Source organism: Hyphococcus sp. (genome assembly GCF_041986965.1).
GTDB lineage: Bacteria > Pseudomonadota > Alphaproteobacteria > Caulobacterales > Parvularculaceae > Hyphococcus.
Window position 1 is genome coordinate 41,932 of sequence record NZ_JBHIXB010000003.1, and the last position, 18,842, is coordinate 60,773.

Consider the following 18,842-nt stretch of genomic DNA (forward strand, 5'->3'; position numbering starts at 1 on the left):
GCGACAACTGTCGCAAACGGCTAGACTGGCCACAAATGTCGCAGGGGGCTCTTATGCGGCCCCCTGACTTCGCATCGAAATCAGGGCTGCCGCCAATGACCGATAGAATGACCGATAGTAAGGGGACCGACCCCACCAAACCCGAACTCGCCATTTTGAAACTGCTCTGGCGATCAAAGGAAATGAACGCCCGGGAGATCCATCGCGAAATCGAAAGCGATTTCGGCTGGTCCTACTCTACGGTGCGGACCGTGCTTGAGCGCATGGCGGACAAAAAGCTGATCTCCAAAACGCCGGTCGACGGCGTCAACATCTATGAGCCGCAAGTCGGAAAAGTCGCCATGCTGTCGCGCATGATCGCTGACTTTTCCAAACGCGTCCTTGAACTGGACACGACACCGGCGACGGCTTTTTTCGCTGACTCAAAACTTCTTAGCGAAGATGAACTCGCCGAGCTCGAGGATGTCCTGAAAAAGACGGAGGCTGAATGATGGCTGTTCTCATTGAACCCTTCTTCTACTGCCTGCTCGCATCACTTATCTGGGCGCCTCTGGTTTTTCTCGTCGCGGCAAGCATTGCCGGCGATGATAAAAATCCGCTGCACACGAACGTACTCTCTGGAAAAATCTGGCCGGCCGCACTGATCATTGCAGCCTTGCCCGTGCTGCTGGCGCCGATCGCCGCCGCATTCGGTCTTTCTTTAAGGGCGCCGGCGCCCCTGCCGCCAATGGCCGAAGCCGTGGGGCCAACCATGGTTGCGAACGAAACGCCCGTGATCGCGGCTTATGAAGGCCCGACTGCTGTTTCTCTCGCGGATGTCCTGCGTATGACGGCGGTGCTTTATTTCTACGGCTTCATCATGCTTTTTGCATTGGCCGCCGTGCGTCACATCTGGTTCGCATACCGCCTCAATTTCGCAATCAAACTGGATGAGCCGCGCCTCGAAGCCGCGCTGGAAGACTGGCGGACACGTATCGGAGTCAAGCAACGGCCGCGTTACGTCTTCTCCCATATCGTGTCGAGCGTATGCGTCTACGGATTTTTCCGCCCTGTGATTGTCATGCCGATGAACCTGCTCGACCGGGTATCTATTGAAGACGCGGCGCTCATGGGCGCTCATGAGATGGCGCATATCAAACGTGGCGACGTTGCGCTATTCGCGCTCTGCTCCATCGCCAAGGCCGTGTTCTGGTTCAACCCGTTCATGCACCAGATCTGCGCGCGCGCAAATCTGACGGCCGAACAAGGCGCCGATGCGCTGGTGCTGGCCCGCGGCGTCAACCGCAAACAATACGCCCATTGTTTTGTGCAGGGACTGCGCCTCGCCGCTGATGCCCGCTATGGCTTTGCAGGTGAACTCATTCCATCCTTCACGCCTTTTGACAAACGTTCGCGCCGTCAGCGTCTCGACGCCATTCTATCGGGCGCGCCGGAAGGCGGCGCTCTTCCGCTCACCACAAAGATTGGCCTTGGCGCCGGCGCCGCTATTGCGGCGTGCCTTGCTTGCGCACAGGCTGCGCTCGCTGTGGCCCCGCCTGCTATTGAAGACGCGCTCACGGTCCGGCCCGTCGATGGCGATGTAACGCTCGCTTATGGAGAAAAAAGCAAGTTCCTGAGCGGTGACCGCGCGGCCCATGAAGGCATCGACCTTCGAGCGGCAAAAGGCGAACCCGTTCGCGCCTCCGGCGCCGGCAAGGTCATCGCCGCGACAGACAATTATCAGGGACATAAATCCTGGGGCAATGTCGTCGTCATTGATCATGGACACGGCCTCGTCACTCGTTACGCCCATCTCGATAGCTATGCGGTTGAAAGAGGAGACCGCGTAGACGCTGGAGAGATTATCGGCGCGGTCGGATCAACCGGGGTCGCCACCGGCCCGCATCTTCATTTCGAGGTGATCTCCGAAGGAGAAACCGTTGATCCGGCGCCGGTCGCGGCGCCTTCGCCCATTCGCGCACCCTCGCAAAAGGCGCGCGCCACCATGACCCGTAAAGTCAAAATCGCGCCGGCCCCCACCGCCCTCACCCCCCTGGCGCCGGTTGAGCCGGCGGCGAGAGCGTCAAGTTCATCCTCCGCATCGGCCTCATCATCGCAGAGCAGCGATAGCAACCGTGAACACAAGCTGGAAAAAAAGCTGCAAAAACTCGAAGCCCGTTTGCGCCAGCAGTTTGATAATTTCGACGCCTTTGATGACCTCGAAGACATGACCGTCAGCTTTGGCGACCTTGAGCTTGATGGCTTTAATGGCGCGGAGGACTGGGCCGAACTTTTTGAGAACAGCCGCGTAGAGCTGGAAGGACTTGCGAAATTCGCCATGGCGACGCCCGATATGAAAGAACTCGCCGGTAAAGAACACTTTACTGAAGAAGAGCTTGAAGCGTTTCGCGAAGCGCAGGCGGACGCCATGGAAGCCGCGTCCGAAGCCATGGAACAAGCGAAAGAACGGCTCGCCGAACAACGCGAAGCGCGTGACGAGGCCCTGCGCGAGATGCGCCAGGCCGCCCGCGAACGCGCACAGGAACAAAAAGAACGCGAGCGTGAAATGAAACGCGAGCGCAAACGCCATGAAGCCGAGATGAAAAGAATGCGCCGCGAGGCAGAACGCGACATTGCGGAAGCTGAGCAGGACTGGGCCGCCGAATATGGCGACATGGTCAGCGAACGCGAATTACTGGAACAACGCGAACAGGCGTTGCGCAACGCAAAACAAAACCTTGAACTCCAGCTGGCGGAAGTCGAGCGCCGCCGGAAAGAGTTAAGCAAATCTGAATAAGATGCGTGAAACGGCGCCTTCTCTATCTTGGAGCGCTGCAAAACTCATCAGTTCGCCGCAACAGAACAGCGCCTTGTCGAATAGCTAATGCGCGGCGGTTTGAAAAAAGCGACACTCTAAACACACGCGCGAATGCAGCCCGACAACGAAACGGGAAATGCGCGGGGCGACGGAGCTTGTCCGCCGCTTGATAGGGAACAAATTTTTCAGGAGCGACCGACATGGGGCTAACGCGGATTTGCCTTAAAAACCCGGCGGCGGCGGCGGTCGTGCTTGCACTGATTACGCTTTTGGGCGCGCTTTCGATTTCACAGCTTCCGGTACAGCTGTTCCCGGCAATTGAGCGCCCGCAAATCAGCATCTGGACCGGCTGGCGCGCCGCTTCCCCGCGCGAAGTGGAAAGCGAAATCACCGAGCCCATCGAACGCGAACTGCGCGGCTTGCCGGGCATTACGGTCATGCAGTCCTGGTCCAATCAGGGCGGCGCCTGGATTGGTCTTGAATTCGCTCTTGGCACCGACATGGACAAGGCCTTTTCGGAAGTGAACGCGCGCATGCAACAGGTTCGCGGCCTGCCCAGCGACGCCGACCGTCCGCGCATCAACATTGGCGGCGGCGGCGACAGCGGTGAAACCCTGATTTTCCTGTTCTTGCAGCGATTGCCGACAAACGAAAATTCCAGCATCAAACTCAGCGAGTTTGCCCAACAACGGATCGTGCCCGAACTTGAGGCCATTCCCGGCGTCGCCACCGTCGATGTAAATTCCGACGACGGTGAACAGATTCTCAATATTGAGTTTGATCCTTTTCTCGCGGCGCAGCTCGGCATCACGCTCGACGATATCGCACAGAACGTGAACCGCTCATCGGACGTCACCGGCGGCTCAGTTGAGGTCGGGCGGCGCAACTACACTATGCGTTTTGAGGGACGATTTACCGCTGAGCAGTTGAGTGAAACGATTCTCGCATGGCGGGACGGCGCCCCGGTTCGCCTCGGCGACATCGCCAATGTAAGGGTCGGCGCCGACCGCCGCAGTGTCGGCGTCGTTTACCAGAACGGCAACCCGGCTATCGGGATGCGCGTCTTGCGTCAGCCTGGCGCCAATACGCTTGAGGCGATTGACGAATTGACCGAGGTGCTTGACGAATTGAATGCCGGCCCCCTGGCCGAAATGGGCTATGCGATACACAAAAGCTTCGATCCGTCCGTCTTCATCAAGCGCGCCATCTCCCTGCTCACCAGCAACCTGTTGATCGGCATCATTCTGGCCGTTGCCGCACTCTGGCTTTTCCTGCGCCGGACCATGGCGACCCTCATCATCGCCGCAGCAATCCCCATCTGCCTGATGGCGACGATCATCATGCTCAATGTCTTCGGCAGATCGATCAACGTTATCTCTCTTGCCGGTCTCGCTTTCGCGACAGGTATGGTGCTCGACGCCGCGATTGTAGTCTTGGAAAACTTCGTGCGAATGCGCGAAGAAGGCCGCTCGCCTTTCGAGGCGGCGGAAGCCGCTGTGGGCCAGGTTTTTGGCGCCCTTTTCGCCTCGACCGTCACCACAGTCGCTATCTTTATTCCGATAATGTTCTTTGAAGATGTCGAGGGGCAGCTTTTTGCCGATCTTGCACTGACAATCGCTATTGCTGTCTCATTCAGTCTTGTCGTCGCTGTCACCCTGCTCCCCACCGGCGCGCGATATTTTATCAAGGCGAACTCAAGCCAGAAACAGCATGGCGCACAGATGGCCGCCCGCCTTGCTGATTTCATCATTCGCGTGACATCAACGCGCAACAAACGCCTAGGCATTATCGGCGCCATGACGGTCCTTCCTGTCGCTGTCGCCTTCCTTCTCTGGCCGCAACTCAATTACCTCCCGCCCGTGAAACGCGACGCTGTGGACGCCTTCATCAGTTTTCCGTCAGGCGCCAGCGCGGACATGATCAAGACAGAATGGGCTGAAGTCGTCGTTGACCGCCTGCAGCCCTATATGGACGGTGAAAAAGAGCCGGCCCTTAGAAACTACTATCTTTATTCCGGCAACTGGGGCGGCAATATCGGTGTACGGATTCTCGACCAGTCGCGCATCGACGAAATGGTCAAGATCGTCAATGAGGAAATCCTTGCAGGGTTCCCCGACACACGAGCCTTCGCCCGTCAAGGCGACCTTTTTGGCAATTTTGGCGGCGGCGGCGCAATCAATCTCGAATTACAAGCCGCGGATTTCGACGCTCTTGGCGCCGCTATTCCGACCGCCACTGAAATCATTCAGGATGCGCTTCCCGGCGCACAGGTCTGGCCGAACCCCGACCCGCAAATCGTCACACCTGAACTGCGCCTCCTTCCCAATGACCGGCGTATCGCTGAAGTCGGCATGACACGCGACTCTGTCGCCCGCGCCGTGCGTGCGCTTGGCGACGGACAATGGCTCGGTGAATTCTTCCATGAAGACGGCCGGATCGACGTCATCCTCCAAGCGAAGCAATGGACCGAACCGGAATATCTCGAAAGCGCTCCGATAGCGACGCCGACAGGCCTTGTCGTACCATTGGGAGAGCTTGTTACTATCAGCCGTAATGTGGGGCCGCAGCAAATCCGTCGTGTCGATGCACGCCGCACAATTTCTCTCGGCATCACCCCGCCGGAAGGCATGGCGCTCGGGCCGGCTGTCGACGCCCTGAAAGCAAATGCGCAAGGACGCCTTTACGAAGCCCTGCCGCAGGGCGCATCACTCAAATGGGGCGGCGACGCTGATGCGCTCGCCCGCGCCGTTTCAAACCTCGGCACCAACTTCCTGCTCGCCGTTATTATTCTCTTCCTGATCATGGCTGCGCTCTTTAAGTCTGTAAAAGACTCTGCACTTGTCATCATCACCTTGCCGATGGCGGCCGTCGGCGGCGTTCTCGCCATGCGTCTTCTCGATCTCGTCAAGACAACGCCGCTCGATCTTCTTGGTATGATCGGTTTTATCATTCTGCTTGGCCTGGTCGTAAATAATGCAATCCTTCTGGTGGCGCAGACCCGCGCCTCTGAAGCCGAAGGAAAATCACGTTCCGAAGCCGTACGCGAAGCGCTCTCTTTGCGCATACGTCCGATCTTCATGTCCACGTCAACATCGCTGATGGGCATGTTGCCGCTCGTCCTGGCGCCCGGCGCCGGCAGCCTCATCTATCGCGGCCTCGCCACCGTCATTGTCGGCGGCATGGCGGTGTCTGCCCTGTTCACGCTTTTCCTCCTGCCGGCGCTCCTTCAGCTCGGCGTAAAACAAGAAAAAACATCGCAGGCCCATGGCTTGGCCATGCAACCCGCGGAATAAAAGGAGCTGTCGTCTTATGAACCGCAAATTTCTTTTCGCCGGCGGCGCTGGCGCCGCCCTCATCGCCGCAGCAGCCTCGGCTTATCTTTATGGCGGTTTTGTCAGCGCACAGCCCGCTGAAGGCGCCGAGGGCGCACAAGCCCAGCAGGGCCCGCCGCCTGCGCCGGTCACCGTCGCCAAAGCCGAACAGAAAAGCCTGGCGCCGCGCGCCGAAACACCGGGCGCCGTTGTCTCTTTGCGCGACAGCCGCGTCGCGGCAGCGACTTCCGGCAAGGTTGAATGGGTCGCCGAGGTTGGGGCTGAAGTCGAAGAAGGAGACGTCATCGCCCGCCTTGAACAGGCAGACGCCAAATTCACGCGTGACGATACGGCGGCGCAGGTGCGCCGCCTGCGTGCTCGCGCCGACTATCTTGAAAGCTTTTATCAGCGGTTCGTCGGCTTGGAAGAAGCTGGCGAATCCGAAGCGTCCATGGATGAAATGCGGTCGAACCGCGACGAAGCTATTCAGGCGCTGCGGCAAGCAGAAGTCGCCTTGCAACGCGCCAATATCAATCTTGAGCGCACGGAAGTGAAAGCCCCTTTCGCTGGCCGCATCGTGTCCCAGGAAACGCAAGTGGGCGAATACGCCAATCCGGGAACGGAGCTCATCCGCCTTGTGGATACGCGCCACCTTGAAGTGACTGCGCGGGCGCCGGCCGGCCTCACCCGCAATGTTTCGCCAGGTGAAATCATTCGTGTGGCGAACGGTCCCGATGAGCTCGAAGGCACTGTGCGCGCTGTGGTGCCTGTCGGCGATGACCGCTCGCGCATGCTGGAGATCCGTCTCGAGCTCCCCGAAACTGACTGGTATATCGGCTCCGCCGTGCGTGTGAACTTGCCTTCCGACCGGCCGCGCACAGTGACGGCAGTGCCGCGTGACGCGCTTGTGCTGCGCGCCGATCAGATCAGCGTGTTCGTGATCGGCGAGGACCAGACCGCCAAACGCGTCAATGTGGAACTCGGCGCGGCGGATGGCGGCTTCATCGAAGTGATCGGCGATGTCTTGCCCGGCGATAATGTCGTGATCCGTGGCGGTGAACGCCTGCGCGACGGGCAGTCGGTAAGCCTGTCGGCGATACCGGCGGAACCGTCAGCTTAATCCTTCTCGCCGAAACGGTCCTGAACAAGTTTGACAATGGAGTCGACCGCTTCGGCGGCCTGGGGGCCCGTCGCGGAAATTTCAAGCTTGGCGCCTTTGCTGGCCAGCAACATCAATAAATCGAGCTGCGAGTCGGCGAGCGCGACGCGGTCATTGTTCCGCACTGTCACTTCCGCATCATAGGATTTGGCAATGGCCGAAAGGTGACGGGACGGGCGAATGTGAAGACCGAGCTTATTACAAACTTCGACAGTGGCGACGACCGGCTCTGCTCCCCCTTCAGACACTTAATCCGCCGCCTCTCCTGACAACACCCAGGAGGCGACGTTGATATATTTGCGCCCGGCCTCCTGCGCCGATTTAACGGCATCGGGAAGATCATCTTCGGCCCGCGCTGACGCGAGCTTGATCAGCATCGGCAAATTAACGCCGGCGATGACTTCGGCGTTCGCCTTTTCCATCACCGAGATGGCGAGGTTCGATGGTGTGCCGCCAAACATGTCGGTAAGAATGATGACGCCTTCGCCGCTATCCACCGCTTTCGCTGCGTCCAGAATATCCTGGCGGCGCTTTTCCATATCGTCATCGGGACCGATGGAAACGGCTTTCACCTGTTCCTGCGGGCCAACGACATGTTCCGCCGCAGAGAGAAACTCCTCCGCGAGGCGCCCATGGGTGACAACGACGAGACCAATCATGCGGTTTGCATCCACTCCTTCAAAGCAACCGATATGGTGCGTGTTTGATGGCAGATGTCCACAAAAAAAATATAAAAGTTAACGGCCTGGGAGCTCGACGACAAACCGCGCGCCTTTGCGGGCGCTCTCAGCAAAATTGGGGTCTTCAAGGCGGTTTTCCGCATAGATCCGCCCGCCATGGGAATTGACAATTTGTCGCGAAATCGCAAGGCCAAGACCGGAATTATTACCGAAAGCCGAGCCCGCCGGGCGCTTGGTGTAAAACCTTTTAAAAATCGATTCCAGATTGTCCGGCGGAATGCCGGGCCCTTCATCCTCAACGGTGATGCGCGCGAGCCCGTTGCGCGCCGTCGGCGCGTCAAGCGTGATCCGCACTTCGCCGCCGGGTGGGCTAAAAGACCGGGCGTTGTCGATCAAGTTGCGGATCACCTGCCCCAGCGCGCCGGGATTGCCTAATATATAGACGTCAGCCAAAGGTTCATGAAAGACGATTTTCGAGTCGCCTTCCTTTTGCGTGTCCCCATACATGGACACAATATCCTTCATAAGTTTACTGAGGTCGATCGCCTCGCGGCTTTCACGCGCAAGTTCAGCGTCAAGACGTGAAGCGTTCGAGATGTCCGTAATGAGCCTGTCCATCCTCGCCACATCTTTCTGGATGACAGCTAAAAGTTTCGCCTGTTGTTCTGGCGTTTTTGCGATTTGTAGCGTTTCCGCAGCGCTGCGAATGGATGTGAGCGGGTTTTTGAGTTCATGCGAGACGTCCGCGGCGAAACTTTCAATGGCGTCGATCCGCGCATAGATCGCCTGGGTCATGGATTTGAGCGACCCGGACAATTCGCCGATTTCATCTTTTCGGTTGGTAAAGTCTGGAATGCGCGCCCGTCCCGCGGCGGCGATCCCTTCGCGCACTTTATCCGATGCTATTGCAAGCTGGCGGATGGGCTGGGCGATCATGGTCGTGAGCAAAAGGGAAGACAAAATCGCCGCTGCAAACGCCCAACCGAAGAACGGCAGGATTGAAAGGCGCGCATCTTCAACCAGCGCATCGATGCCGCCGCTTTCCGCCGTCACAACGCCGTAGATCGCCTGCACACGGCGGATCGGCACGGAGACGGAAGCGACAAGTTCGCCCTCTTCATCGAGCCGCACTGACGCCGCGCCCCGCTCCGCCGCAAAAGGCGAAGACGCAAGCGCCGCATTCAGCTCATCTTCAATAGAGGTGCGCGCCGCCTCCGCTCGATAGCCTCGTGAAAAGAAGCGCGAAATCCGCCGCCACAGGCCCTCCTCCTCAATGGTCTTGATGAGCGTTGACTGCTCCTCAATGGGCGGCAGGGTTTGTGCGACAATTTCATCCTGGCGCAGAACAACGTCTTCGAGAAGCAAAAGCTTTGCATCGCTTACCGGAGGCGTGGCGAAAGTCTGAGGCGCATTAAAGATACGCACCCTGCCCTCAAAACTGTCCCATACGCGGTTAAAGACTTCGCGCACATCGCGCTGACTTAATGAGAGCGCGCAAACCGCTTCCGTATCCTGACGGGCGATGTCGGACGCTTCGACCGGCTGACAGGTGGTCTCATCGATTGCGACCTGCGCGAGCACGTCGGCGATAATCTGCGCCTGGGCGCGTACGCCTTCCAGTTTCGCCTGAATCAGGCCGTCGCGATATTGGGTCAGCGCAAAGGAGCCGAGCAGAAGAATGACGAGGCCGATAAGATTGGCGAGAACAATCGTCAGCGTCAGCCGCGACACCGCCATGGGCGCGCGCCTTCGCCGCGCGATTCCGCCCTCTTCCTCCATCCCTTAGGAGACGTCCTTGTATTTATAGCCGACGCCGTAAAGCGTTTCGATGGAGTCAAACTCCTTGTCGACCTGACGGAATTTCTTGCGCACACGTTTAATGTGGCTGTCGATCGTGCGGTCATCCACATAGACCTGATCATCGTAGGCCGCGTCCATCAACTGATCGCGGCTCTTAACAAAACCGGGCCGTTGCGCGAGCGATTCCAGAATAAGAAACTCCGTCACCGTCAGAACGACCGGCTGGCCCCTCCAGGTGCAGGCATGACGCATAGGGTCGAGTGTCAGCTCCCCCCGGCGCATGATTTTCTTTTCTTCCTCCTCGGTCGGCGTTTCGCCGGCCTGACCACGGCGCAAGACCGCCTTTACACGCTCAAGAAGCAGGCGCTGGGAGAAGGGTTTTTTGACATAGTCGTCGGCGCCCATGGTGAGCCCCAGGACCTCGTCAATCTCCTCATCCTTGGACGTGAGGAAGATGAGCGGCAAGCTGGAGTTCTGACGGATCCGCCGCAAGAGCTCCATGCCGTCCATGGTCGGCATCTTGATGTCCGACACCACCATGTCCGGCGGCGTAGAATTGATAAATTCGAGCGCCGCAGCGCCGTCCTCGAAGGTCTTGACCTCGTGCCCCTCCGCCTCAAGGGCTATGGAAACGGAGGTCAGGATGTTTTCGTCGTCATCGACAAGCGCGATTGTCGCCATCTTTGATTCAATCCCCTTGTGAATTCAAAATCTTACTAGATCGAGCCGCGGGCGTATAGAAGGCGCGAGGAAGGCGTTTTTGTGACCCAGACCACTTTCTCAGTCATCTTCGCCGGAAACCGCATCAATAAAAGCCGCGAGGCTCACATCGCGCGCAGACAGCCCGCCTGCATCATGGGTCGTAAGCGTAATTTCGACCCGATTATAGACATTGAACCATTCCGGATGGTGGTCCGCTTTCTCCGCGGCGAGCGCCACCCGGCTCATAAATCCCCAGGCCTCGTTGAAATCGTCAAAGGCGAAGCTTTTCTTGACCGCATCCCGGCCCTCGACCTCGCCCCAACCCGGATGGTCTTTCAAAAAAGCGCTCCGTTCTTCGGGACTTAGTTTTTCGACCATCAGGACCTCCGTCACTTCAATGCAGACCTGCCGGATGTAGGGCCAGCCGCGCATTTTGTCATGTATCGATCTGTCGCCATGAGCCGCCAGGCTCTTGTGTTTGCGGTAAGCCCCGGCTGTTGCTCTGCCGCAATTGACAATCATTCGCAAGAAGGCTAGCGACAATGATAATCATACGCAATATCCCCTTCCTTGAGAGTTCCCATCGCCATGCCGAAGACAACACGCCTCAAAAGCGCCGTCGCCCTTAGTGTGATCGTCGCCAGCACCGCCACCGCCATCGCACAGGAAGCCCCTCTGGTTCAGGTTGCAGCCATCGATGAGATCACCGTCTTCGGGGCTGCTGGCGGACTTGATGAAGTGCCGGGGGCAATCACTTTTCTTGACGCCGACGACATCGCCAAACAGGCCTATACAGACATCCTGCGCACCATGCGCCGCTCCCCCGGCGTCAACATTCAGGAAGAAGACGGATACGGATTGCGGCCCAATATCGGCCTGCGCGGATCGGGATCCGACCGCTCAGCGCGCATCACCGTTATGGAGGACGGGGTTCCCATTGCCCCGGCGCCATACGCTGCGCCCGCCGCCTATTACTTCCCTTATGCCGGCCGGCTTCACGCCGTCGAAATCACCAAAGGCACGGGGGTCGTTAAATACGGACCGCGCACCACGGGCGGCGCGATCAATCTGTATTCGACCCCGATCCCGGATGAGTTTGCCGCGGAGGCGCAGATCCTGTTCGGCTCGGACGATGGCAAGCGTCTTCACGCCTGGGCCGGCGGCCGCGACAGCATCGGTGCAATTGACGCCGGTCTCCTGATTGAAACCTATCAGCATGAAACTGACGGTTTCAAACGTCTCGACGCCGGCGGCGACACAGGGTTTGATATTTCAGATTATGTTGTGAAAGCAGGTTTGTTCACGCAGGACGGCGCCAGCGTGCCGCAAAGCCTCGAGTTCAAATATCAACGCTCTGACGAAACTTCAAACGAGACCTATCTCGGTCTGACGCGCGCTGACTTTTCATCCAATTCTCGTCGGCGTTACAATGGCTCGCAGGAAGATCAGTTCAATGGCGATCATGAGCTGTTCCAACTCAGCTATTACGCTGAATTTACGCCAGACTTGTCTTTGGATGTCATCGCCTATCGCACAGAGTTCGCGCGCGACTGGTTCAAGCTGGAACGGGTTCTAGGCGTTTCAACATCGTCTATCCTTGCTGATCCAATGCTCTACGCCGCAGAGTTTGAGAACATTCTTGCGGCGCCGGGTTTCGTGGGCCCGGATGACGCTTTGGAAATTCGCCACAACGCCCGCGATTATTATGCCCAAGGCATCCAAGGCATTCTGACTTTCAAGACCGCGACCGGCCCGGTCGATCACACTTTTGAAGTGAGTTTGCGCTGGCATGAAGATGAGGTCGACCGGTATCAGAACTTTGAATTCTTCCGCGCTGACAATGGCTCTCTCCTCCGTACGAGCGTCGGCGCCCCCGGCTCCGATTCCAACCGGATTGAAACCGGCGAGGCGCTTGCTGTATTCGTTCAAGACAATATTGACTGGGGACGCCTGCATGCAACGATTGGCGTGCGTCTCGAAGATATTGATCTGGAACGTCTCGACTACGGCAAGGCGGACCCCGGCCGCACTGGCTCCAGCCTGTCGACCCGGGAAAACTCCCTGACTGCTGTTACGCCGGCCTTTGGCGTCGTTTACGACGTCACAGACCAGCTATCTGTTCTGGGCGGGGTCTATCGCGGTTTTGCGCCGCCTTCGCCCGGCAATTCAAACTCCAGCGAAGAGAAATCTACAAACTGGGAGGCTGGCATGCGCTGGGCTGACGGCGCCGTCAGCCTGGAAGCCATCGGATTCTTCAATGACTATGAAAACCTGCTTGGCACTTGCACCGCGTCCACTGGCGGCGGCTGCTCTATTGGCGATCAGTTCGACGGCGGCGATGTGAATGTCTACGGGCTGGAGCTTGTCGCTGCGGCGGATGCAGGCGCCTGGACCGGCGCGCCTTTCGCCATTCCGTTGTCAGCCGTTTACACCTACACCCATGGCGAGTTTCAAACGGCGTTTTCTTCCGGCTATGAGCCCTGGGGCGACGTGAGCGTCGGAGATGAACTGCCTTATCTCGCCGCTCATCAGCTGTTCCTGACGGCTGGCGTGGAAGGAGAAAGTTGGGGCGGCGAAATCGCCATGCTTTATCAGTCGGAACGCAGAACGACCGCCGGGCAAGGCCCGGTCGCCGAGGCGGAAAGGCTCGACGCCCATACCGTGTTCGACCTATCGGCTTATATTGGCATCCTCGACGGCGTGAAATTGCGCGGCAAGATCGAAAATCTATTCGATGAAGACTATATCGCCGCGCACCAGCCAGCCGGGCTGCGCCCGGGCCTGCCGCGCACCTTCTGGGTCGGAGTCGATCTGGCGCTTTGAGGGGAAAAAAGGAAAGGGCCGCCCAGAGGGCGGCCCCGCGATTTCCTCAGCCAAAAGGCCTCAAGATCTCGTCAAATCCGGCGGTCAAACGGCGTTCGAAGGCTGCTCCGAGACGCGTTCTTTCCACAAAGACCTCATTGGCTTTAAGAAATCACTGGACATCGGATCACCTCCTCTCGTTGATTGAAACCTGAAGAGAGCATGACTTGCGCCGCGCCCCATGACAAGGGGGGAAAGGTAAACGCAGTAGTGTTTGTGATAAGTGTTAACGTGCGCCCGCGACGCCAAAAAAAAGCAAATTACAACGTATGCGAATGAAATCGGCCCGGCGCTGAGACCGGGCCGATAACAGTTCTTTTGCGTGACGGCTTACGAAGCCCCTACGCCAATCATCGGCGCGATATAGGGAAGCCATAATACTGAGTAGAAGATTACGACAAAAATGCCGATCGGGCACACCCAGCGGATCAAGAACCGCCAGCGCTTGAACCAGACTTCCGATTTGAATCCGATCGCCTCACGCGCCGTCGACGTCGATACAATCCAGCCAGCAAAGACCGCCGTAATAAAGCCCGCCACAGGCAGGATGATATCGGTTGTCGCCGAGAGGAAGCTCAAAAGCTCCATATTTCTAAAGAGAACGATATCGCCGAATGGATGCCAGGTGTTCCAGAAACTTGACTGGTCCTCTCCATTGGGTCCTGCGGCTGGCACCTGGCTTAAGGCGTTGGCGACGCCAATCAGGAATGCGACAAGGCCAATCCCCCCGGCGGAAAGAATGCGCTGATCGCTTTTCGTTTGTTCGTCGACCCATTTTGTCGATGTCTCCAGAAGCGCGATAGACGAGGTGATGGCCGCAAAAAACGCCAGAAGGAAAAAGGCGAGACCGAAGACGCCGCCCACCGGCATGCCGTGGAAGGCCAGCGGCAGCGTCTGGAACATCAATGTCGGACCGGATCCGGCGGCGAGCCCCATGGCGAAAACTATCGGGAAGATCGCAAGACCGGCCACAATCCCGACACCCGTATCCGCAATGGCGACAAGACGCGCCGAACGCGGCAGGTCCTGATCTTCGCGCATGTAAGCGCCATAGGTCGCCATCAGTGCAGAACCGAGACCGATGGAGAAGAACGCCTGTCCCAGGGCGGCTGAAATCACCGAGCCATCCTGAATGCCGTGCATGAGCCCGCGACGAATGGTGCCGTCGTCCAGCGTGGTGTCGCCAAGACGAACGCCAAGAAGAAAATCCAGCCCCTGCCCCCGGTCACCCGTGGCGAGCGCATAAAAGAACAATACGATTAGCAGAACAAAGAAAGCAGGCATCAGATAGGTCACCGCCGCCTCGATGCCGCCCTTAACGCCCCGCATGACGATGAGAACCGTAATCAGCATGAACAGGCCGTGATAGAAGATCATGCGGGTTGGGTCGTTGAGGAGTTCGCCCAGCTTGGCTCTCACCTCTTCGTCGGTGAGACCGTCAAAGGCTGGCGCAGCCAGCCCCGCGATCCCGTTCGCGCCGATCGACGCAAACAGGTTGCCGCCAATCATGGTCACATAAGCAAGGACCCAGCCGGCGATGACTGAATAAAAGGTTAAGATGATGAAGGCGCCGAGCATCCCGATCCAGGACTGCATACCCCAGAGCGGCGAGCGCCCCTCCGCCTTGGCGATCTTTACGACGCTGCCCACCGCCGACATGCCGCCGCGGCGGCCGATAAACAGCTCTGCGACCAGGACAGGCACCCCGATCAGCGCCACACAGATGACATAGAACAAAACGAAGGCCCCGCCCCCGTTTTCCCCCGCCACATATGGAAAGCGCCAGAGATTGCCGAGACCGACCGATGAGCCGATCGCGGCCATGATAAAGGCGGCCCGGGAGGACCAATGGGCGCCTTCGCCCGCAGTGCCTTGCATAGGTGTTTCCCCTTGAAAATTGTGAACGCCAAGGTGGCGTATTCCGCTATTTTAGACAAATTTTTACGTTTGTTAGCAAATATTGCTCAATCGCCCACCCGTAAAAGGTTGGTCGGGACGCCCATCGGAAGCTTGGACAAGGCGCAGGATAAGCGCCGGACGACGGTTACGGGGAACAGGGACGTTGACGGAAACGCAGGTGAAGCATAGCTCATCCATTGAGATGGACCAGATCGACAGCCTGATTTCGGCGGCTGGCGTTGACGGTACGCGTGCAATTCTCGAAGCTTTTCAACGCTCTACTACCGATCTTTTAAAACTGCTCTCAGATGGCGTTGAAGGCGGCGCCCTTGAGGACGCCTACCGCACCGCACACGCGGTCAAAGGGTCGGCCGCCAATGTAGGCGCGCAGATGCTGGCGGAGACGGCATCTGCGATCGAAAAAGCCTGCCGCGCCGGCGACGCCGCCAGCGCCGCCGCCAAACTGAACGACGCCCAGTCCCATTTCGACCTCTTCTGCGTACATTTCGAAGCGCATCTCGCGCAGTACTAGATTTAGAGTGAATCGCCAGAGCGATACATGTCCTGATCGCGATGGACATGGGCGCTCATCACGAGGCCGAAGCCGGCCATGATGGTCAGCATCACGGTGCCGCCATACGACACGAGCGGCAGCGGCACGCCGACCACTGGCGCAAGCCCCATCACCATCCCGGTATTGATCAGCACATAGAGCGTAAAGGTGGCGACAACGCCCACCGACATCATGCGCGCGAAATGAAGTTTCGACTGCATGGCGATGGAAAGCCCCACGAAAATGACCGCGAGATAAACCAGCAACAAACCGATGGCGCCGACGAAACCGAATTCCTCGCCGAAGACCGTAAAAATGAAGTCGGTCTGCATTTCCGGCAGAAATTTCAACTGCGCCTGCGTTCCTTCCATGAACCCCTTGCCCGTCAACCCGCCTGACCCGATGCCGGTTTTCGACTGCAGCAAGTGATAGCCCTGACCGAGGGGGTCGCGCTCAGGATCGAGGAAGGTAGTGATCCGCTTGAGTTGGTACTCTTTCAGAAAATCAAACCGATATGCAGCGTAACCGCCCGCCACGCCCGCAAGCATGCCAAGAAATCCAATCCGCCACGAAAGGCCGGCGACGAAAATCATGATGGCGCCGGTCGCCGCCAGAAGAAGCGCCGTGCCGAGATCGGGCTGGATGAAGATTAACCCGACGGGCGCGCCAACCATCAGCGCTGGCGGAATAAGATAGAGAATGTGCGAGACCTGTTCGGCGCGCAAGCTGTGATAGTAACGCGCCAAACCAAGAACCAGACCGATCTTCATCGCTTCGGAGGGCTGAAACTGAAGCCCGCCAAACTCGATCCACCGCCTTGCGCCCATATTCACTTCACCGATGAACGGCACCAGCGCCAGCGCGAAGAGCGCCGCAAAATAGGTGGGGTAAGCAAGCGCCATCCAGTAGCGGATCGGCACCATGGCGACGCCCGCAAGAATGCCGAGCGCCGCAAGATAGCGCAGGCCATGCTTTATCGCCCAAGGCTGCCAGTTTCCTTCGGCGACAGAATAAAGCGTGATGACGCCGGCGCCCGCGATCATGCTCAAAAGAATGATGAGCGGCCAGTGCAGTCTTGAAAGCTTGTCCCGTGCGCCTCTGCGACGGCCGGGAAGAATAATTGATGACACGCCTATCCCTCCCTTACGCCGGATGCGCGCGCAAGGCTGCGCGGATCAAGAGGAGTGCGCGACGCGGGATCTTTTTCCGCCACCGCTTTCATAATATCGCGCGCTTTCGGGCCCGCCGCCCGCGCGCCGCCAATGCCGTGCTCAACGACGACAGAACAGGCATAGCGCGGGTTTTCAAAAGGCATGTAACTGACAAATAGCGCATGGTCGCGGCGCGCCCAGGGCAAGTCTTCCGGCTTGGCGAGACCGCGGGCGCGGTCTTCCGCTGTAATCGCATAAACCTGGCTCGTGCCAGTTTTCCCCGCCATTTGCCAGTCGGGATCGTCAAGGCGCGAGCGCGCCGCCGTGCCATACTCATTGGTGACGGCGTTCATGCCGGCGCGGACAACGGCGAGATAATCCTGATCCACATCGATCAGCGGCGCTTCCGGCGCGGGTAGAATGAGATCGCCGACAGCGCGTACAAGGCGTGGGCGCACCGCCTTCCCGGTGGCGACGCGCGCGGACATCACCGCAAGCTGCAAGGGCGTCGAGGTGACATAACCCTGACCGATGATGCAGGACAGCGTCTCACCCTGGAACCATGGCTGCTGCGCCGGGTTGCCAGCAAAATATTCGCGCTTCCAGTCGCGGTCAGGCACGACGCCGCGCTGCTGGCCGGGAATGCCGAGTTCGTAGGTCTGACCCAATCCGAACTTGCGCGCCGTGTCCGCAAGCAGGTCGATCTCCAATGTTTTGGCGATGTCGTAATAAAAGACGTCACAAGAATGTTTGAGTGAGTCCTTCATATTCATGCGGCCGTGACCGCCGCGTTTCCAACAGTGGAAATAGCGATTGCCATACCAAATCCGGCCAGGACAATGGACGCTGTGGCTTGGCTTCACGCCGGCGCGCTGCGCGGCGATGGCGGAGATAACCTTGAAGGTCGAGCCTGGCGGGTAAACACCCGACAAAGGCTTGTTCAGCAGAGGCTTGTAGGGGCTCGCATTGAGGTCTTTCCAGAGATCCGGATCGATGCCTACATTGAAGTCATTGGGGTTAAACGCCGGCGTCGACGCGAGCACGAGAATATCGCCGGTGACAACATCCATCACCACGGCCGCCGCGCTCTGAACATCCTGACCGACGCCCGGCGTCGGCTCGGCCAGCACCTTCATGGTGTGCGCCTGCAACTCTGAATCAATAGTCAGCGTCAGCGTGCGTCCCTGCACCGGCGGTACGGCGCTATCGGTCATTTCCTCAATGACGCGCCCATGAGCGTTGATCTTGACGTTCATGGCGCCGGCCTCGCCGCGCAGCTCGTCTTCATAGGTGCGCTCAAGGCCCTCTCGGCCAACCTTGAAGCCCGGCTGACGCAGCAAGAGCCGTTCTTCATCGTTTTCCTGAGAGGCGAGATCGCGCTCGGTGACTGCGCCCACATAGCCGATCACGAAAGCCGCATCCGCGCCGTAGGGGTAATCACGCGTCTCCCCCACATCAGGCAGGACACCTGACAGATGCGGCAACTCAAAATTGAGTTTGGAAAAATCTTCCCACGGCAAATTGTCAGCGATCTGCACCGGCGTGAAGGCGCCGCGACGACGAATTTCACGCATAATCCGCGCGCGCTTGTCCTCGCTAACCGGAGTGATCTTGTCGATCTTGTCGAGGATCGCATCGACGTCTCTGGCCTGCTCGGGCACCAGAAGTACGCGGAAATTCTTGCGGTTTGACGCAAGCGGTCCGCCAAAGCGATCGACAATCTCACCGCGCAAAGGCGTCAGCACCCGCCGGTTGAACTGGTTCTCCTGCGCAAGGTCGAGATATTTCTGATGGTCCGAAATCTGGAGCTGATAAAGCCGCGCCGCAATCCCGCCAAAGAGCAGGCTAACGCCGCCGCCGAAGAGGACGGTGCGGCGCGAGACCGTTTCCTGACGTTCCGGATCATGAGCGTTTACGCCAGCCATGAC

14 protein-coding genes are annotated in these 18,842 nt (G+C 58.6%); 6 read left to right on the top strand and 8 right to left on the bottom strand.

The genetic code is table 11. From position 1 onward, the window contains the following. Positions 1 to 95: 95 nt before the first annotated feature. The 4 genes from ACFC5L_RS13955 to ACFC5L_RS13970 all read left to right on the top strand — a co-directional run bounded on the left by ACFC5L_RS13955 (position 96) and on the right by ACFC5L_RS13970 (position 7,228). Positions 96 to 491, top strand: coding sequence for a BlaI/MecI/CopY family transcriptional regulator (locus ACFC5L_RS13955; protein ID WP_375203762.1), 396 nt, complete (start codon positions 96 to 98; stop codon positions 489 to 491). Then, on the top strand, positions 488 to 2,776 hold the full coding sequence (locus tag ACFC5L_RS13960) for a peptidoglycan DD-metalloendopeptidase family protein (protein WP_375203761.1): 2,289 nt from the start codon (positions 488 to 490) through the stop codon (positions 2,774 to 2,776). Before ACFC5L_RS13955 ends, ACFC5L_RS13960 begins: the two co-directional genes overlap by 4 nt. 221 nt (positions 2,777 to 2,997) lie before the next feature. Then, on the top strand, positions 2,998 to 6,090 hold the full coding sequence (locus tag ACFC5L_RS13965; protein ID WP_375203760.1) for an efflux RND transporter permease subunit: 3,093 nt from the start codon (positions 2,998 to 3,000) through the stop codon (positions 6,088 to 6,090). A gap of 16 nt (positions 6,091 to 6,106) precedes the next feature. Continuing rightward, on the top strand, positions 6,107 to 7,228 hold the full coding sequence (locus ACFC5L_RS13970) for an efflux RND transporter periplasmic adaptor subunit (protein WP_375203759.1): 1,122 nt from the start codon (positions 6,107 to 6,109) through the stop codon (positions 7,226 to 7,228). Here ACFC5L_RS13970 and ACFC5L_RS13975 read toward each other — a convergent pair. From ACFC5L_RS13975 to ACFC5L_RS13995, 5 genes are all read right to left on the bottom strand, one after another. Next, positions 7,225 to 7,515, bottom strand: coding sequence for an HPr family phosphocarrier protein (locus tag ACFC5L_RS13975; RefSeq protein WP_375203758.1), 291 nt, complete (start codon positions 7,513 to 7,515; stop codon positions 7,225 to 7,227). The genes ACFC5L_RS13970 and ACFC5L_RS13975 overlap by 4 nt on opposite strands. Then, entirely contained in the window at positions 7,516 to 7,926 is a 411-nt protein-coding gene (locus tag ACFC5L_RS13980; protein ID WP_375203757.1) for a PTS sugar transporter subunit IIA, read from the bottom strand. It abuts the gene before it with no gap. Between the two features lie 78 nt (positions 7,927 to 8,004). After that, the gene (locus ACFC5L_RS13985; RefSeq protein WP_375203756.1) at positions 8,005 to 9,684 is read right to left on the bottom strand and encodes an ATP-binding protein; all 1,680 of its coding nucleotides are present in this window, start codon (positions 9,682 to 9,684) and stop codon (positions 8,005 to 8,007) included. A 45-nt stretch (positions 9,685 to 9,729) separates the two neighbouring features. Then, entirely contained in the window at positions 9,730 to 10,428 is a 699-nt protein-coding gene (locus ACFC5L_RS13990) for a response regulator transcription factor (protein WP_375203755.1), read from the bottom strand. A gap of 99 nt (positions 10,429 to 10,527) precedes the next feature. Further along, positions 10,528 to 10,827, bottom strand: coding sequence for a 4a-hydroxytetrahydrobiopterin dehydratase (locus tag ACFC5L_RS13995; RefSeq protein WP_375203778.1), 300 nt, complete (start codon positions 10,825 to 10,827; stop codon positions 10,528 to 10,530). A 210-nt stretch (positions 10,828 to 11,037) separates the two neighbouring features. Between ACFC5L_RS13995 and ACFC5L_RS14000 the strand changes: the two genes are divergently transcribed. Further along, positions 11,038 to 13,272, top strand: a complete 2,235-nt coding sequence (locus tag ACFC5L_RS14000; RefSeq protein WP_375203754.1) for a TonB-dependent receptor family protein — start codon at positions 11,038 to 11,040, stop codon at positions 13,270 to 13,272. A 369-nt stretch (positions 13,273 to 13,641) separates the two neighbouring features. On the opposite strand, the gene ACFC5L_RS14005 is transcribed toward ACFC5L_RS14000, so the two are convergent. Next, positions 13,642 to 15,189, bottom strand: a complete 1,548-nt coding sequence (locus ACFC5L_RS14005) for a sodium-dependent transporter (RefSeq protein WP_375203753.1) — start codon at positions 15,187 to 15,189, stop codon at positions 13,642 to 13,644. Positions 15,190 to 15,388: 199 nt separating this feature from the next. On the opposite strand from ACFC5L_RS14005, the gene ACFC5L_RS14010 reads away from it, so the two are divergent. Next, complete coding sequence (locus ACFC5L_RS14010) at positions 15,389 to 15,742, top strand: Hpt domain-containing protein (RefSeq protein WP_375203752.1); 354 nt, start codon at positions 15,389 to 15,391, stop codon at positions 15,740 to 15,742. Between the two features lie 2 nt (positions 15,743 to 15,744). Here ACFC5L_RS14010 and rodA read toward each other — a convergent pair whose 3' ends face one another. Both rodA and mrdA read right to left on the bottom strand, forming a co-directional pair. Continuing rightward, on the bottom strand, positions 15,745 to 16,893 hold the full coding sequence (gene rodA, locus ACFC5L_RS14015; protein ID WP_375203751.1) for a rod shape-determining protein RodA: 1,149 nt from the start codon (positions 16,891 to 16,893) through the stop codon (positions 15,745 to 15,747). Between the two features lie 2 nt (positions 16,894 to 16,895). Beyond that, positions 16,896 to 18,839 (bottom strand): penicillin-binding protein 2, encoded by a 1,944-nt coding sequence (gene mrdA / locus ACFC5L_RS14020; RefSeq protein WP_375203750.1) that lies wholly within the window; start codon positions 18,837 to 18,839, stop codon positions 16,896 to 16,898. Between the last annotated feature and the right edge of the window lie 3 nt (positions 18,840 to 18,842).